This window comes from Alkalibacterium sp. m-11 (genome assembly GCF_054658155.1).
This window is the reverse complement of record NZ_BAAGIR010000198.1, coordinates 1-2,821: the sequence shown is the minus strand read 5'-3', so window position 1 is coordinate 2,821 and position 2,821 is coordinate 1. Positions and strand designations below refer to the sequence as shown.

Sequence of the window (2,821 nt, the reverse complement as noted above, 5' to 3'; positions counted from 1 at the left end):
TCACCCTTGTGACCTTAACTGAAACCATTCAAGTGTTTGTCAAGGGCAAATGCGGCTCCGATTGGTATAGTCAGTGGGCCTTCACCACCTTTAATTTTTAGTTTTCATAAAAAATTTGACAGTTCCTGTAATTCAAATGTAAAATTATCTATTAATCTTGTTTTTCCTATAAATACTGCTATTGCAACTAAAACTGATTTTTCAATATAATTTACTCTTTGTAATGATAAAGAATCAACAACTTCTACATAATCAATCTTTGCCAAATTATAAGTATTTATATTTTTACTTATTATCTCAATTATTTTTAAGCTATCTCTCTCTCCATTATTTAAGGCTTCCTTAGCTAAAGTTAAAGATTTATTTAAAATAGTAGCTGAAGATCTTTCCTCTAAACTTAGGTATGTGTTTCTAGAACTTTTAGCTAGTCCATCCTCTTCCCTTATAATTGGACACCCTACAACGTCTATATCAATATTAAGGTCCCTAACCATTCTTTGAATTACAGCTAACTGTTGTGCATCCTTTTCTCCAAAATAAGCTCTATCTGCTGGTATTGTGTTAAATAATTTACTTACAACAGTGCAAACCCCTCTAAAATGTATTGGCCTACTAGCTCCACATAAACCTTCTGTTAATCCAGTTATATTAACAAAAGTACTTGCATTGTCACAATACATCTCTTCAACTTCAGGATTAAATATTGCTGTTGCTCTACCTCTTGTGCATACTTCTATATCTCTTTCTAAGTCTCTTGGATAACTACCTAAATCTTCATTTTTCCCAAACTGAGTTGGATTTACAAAGATACTTACAACAACTTTATCATTTTCTTTTGATGCTTTTCTAATTAAACTTTCATGACCTTCATGTAAATATCCCATAGTAGGAACTAATCCTACCTTTAAGCCTTGTTTTTTCCACTCTTTTACTTGACTTCTAACATCATTTACTGTTTTAAATATAACCATATTTCTTGACCCTTTTAATATAATTTTTCTAAAACATCATCACTTATTTTAAACCCATGTTCTGGACCTGGAAAAACTCCATCTTTTACTTCCTCTATATATTTTGTAAATGCTTTATTCATCTCTTCTGATAAATCAGCATATTTCTTCACAAATTTAGGGGTAAAATCACTATACATCCCCAACATATCTTGATATACAAGAATTTGTCCATCACACCCTGCACCTGCTCCAATACCAATTGTAGGTATTGATATCTCTTTAGAAATTAACTCTGCAAGCTTAGTTGGAACACATTCTAACACTACAGCGAATGCTCCTGCTTTTTCTACAGCTTTAGCAGCTCTTATTAATTCTTTAGCAGCTTCCTTGTCCTTTCCTTGTACCTTAAATCCTCCAAATGCATTAACAGATTGGGGTGTTAAACCTATATGCGCCATAACAGGTATAGAAGCCTTTACTATAGCCTCTATTTTATCGCATACTTCTATCCCTCCTTCTAATTTAACAACCTGAGCTCGTCCTTCTTTTATTAATCTTCCTGCATTAACTACTGAATCATATACTGAAGTTTGATAAGACATAAATGGCATATCTGCAACAACTAAAGTGTTCTTAGCTCCTCTTGTAACTGCTCTAGTATGATGAATCATGTCTTCCATAGTTACTGAAAGTGTATCTTCATGTCCTAGACATACCATACCAAGAGAATCTCCTACTAATATTCCATTTATCCCAGCTTCATCAATTATTTTTGCTGTTGAATAGTCATAAGCTGTAAGCATTGTTAATTTTTCATTTCTTAATTTAGATTCTTTAAATGTAACTGCTGTATTTTTCATCTATCTCTCTCCTAACTCTCTCCTAAATACTTTTCTAATTCACTATAATCTCTATTAATATTTTTTAACATAGCTATCTCTAATACATTTTTTGATAATAGCATATATAAAGCTCTGTCTTCATCTGATAAAACTTCACAGTGACCTTTAATTGTTGAAATATCACAACGTTCAACTGGCCCTGTCAAACTTTCTATAATTCCTTTTTCTTTTATATTTCTAATATTAAATTCAATTAATGGATATAAAGCTTCAATTGCCATTTTTTCAGTAAATCCACATTGAATTAGATATGTAACGCTTGTATTAATAAGTCCTAGCACAAGGTTACTAGATACTACTGATGCGGCATGATAAAGAGATTTATTCTCCTTAGATACTATTACAGTACTATTACCTAACTTTTTGAAGAAATCACATAAAAACTTTGCATATTTTTCATCGCCTTCAATTGTTATAAAAGATTTTTTTAATTTTTTGTATGAATTATATTTATCTGATATTGAAAACATAGGATGGACAGAATAACCATAAGCACCATAGTCCTGTATATTTGAAAAGATATCTGAAGATATTGCACCACTGCAATGGCAGATTAATTTGTTTTTGATTTGATAATTTTTAATTTCTTGCCATACCTCCTGAATTTGACCATCAGGAGTCGTAATGAAAATAGTATCATTTTCATCTACTAATTCTCTTAAGTTTAAATATTGTTTACTAGATGTAAAATTCGAAGCTGCTAATGACGAGTCTTCGCTTTTACTATAAAATCCTGTTACTTGTATTTTATGTTCCTGGAAATACTTCCCGAATGAACAACCTACCTTGCCGGCTCCAATAAAACCAACGTTCATAATTATCACCTCCATAAAGAAGTGGTTACTGTCAAATTTTTTTGTTCTTAAAGGTCTATAACCGTTGTTCTATCAAGGAAAAGACAAAAAACACTTGCCCCTCCCTCATTTATCGGTAAAATAGTAGGTATCCGACTACCAAACTATCCCC

Annotated in this window: 3 protein-coding genes; all 3 read right to left on the bottom strand. The window is 31.6% G+C overall.

Annotated features, from left to right (window positions below; genetic code table 11):
* Positions 1-104: 104 nt before the first annotated feature.
* From panC to ACYQ2O_RS11545, 3 genes are read right to left on the bottom strand one after another with little or no spacing between them, the layout of a single operon-like run.
* Positions 105-971, bottom strand: a complete 867-nt coding sequence (gene panC, locus ACYQ2O_RS11555; protein WP_346024867.1) for a pantoate--beta-alanine ligase — start codon at positions 969-971, stop codon at positions 105-107.
* A gap of 14 nt (positions 972-985) precedes the next feature.
* Positions 986-1,813 (bottom strand): 3-methyl-2-oxobutanoate hydroxymethyltransferase, encoded by an 828-nt coding sequence (gene panB, locus ACYQ2O_RS11550; protein ID WP_346024866.1) that lies wholly within the window; start codon positions 1,811-1,813, stop codon positions 986-988.
* An 11-nt stretch (positions 1,814-1,824) separates the two neighbouring features.
* Entirely contained in the window at positions 1,825-2,685 is an 861-nt protein-coding gene (locus tag ACYQ2O_RS11545) for a Rossmann-like and DUF2520 domain-containing protein (protein ID WP_002349114.1), read from the bottom strand.
* Between the last annotated feature and the right edge of the window lie 136 nt (positions 2,686-2,821).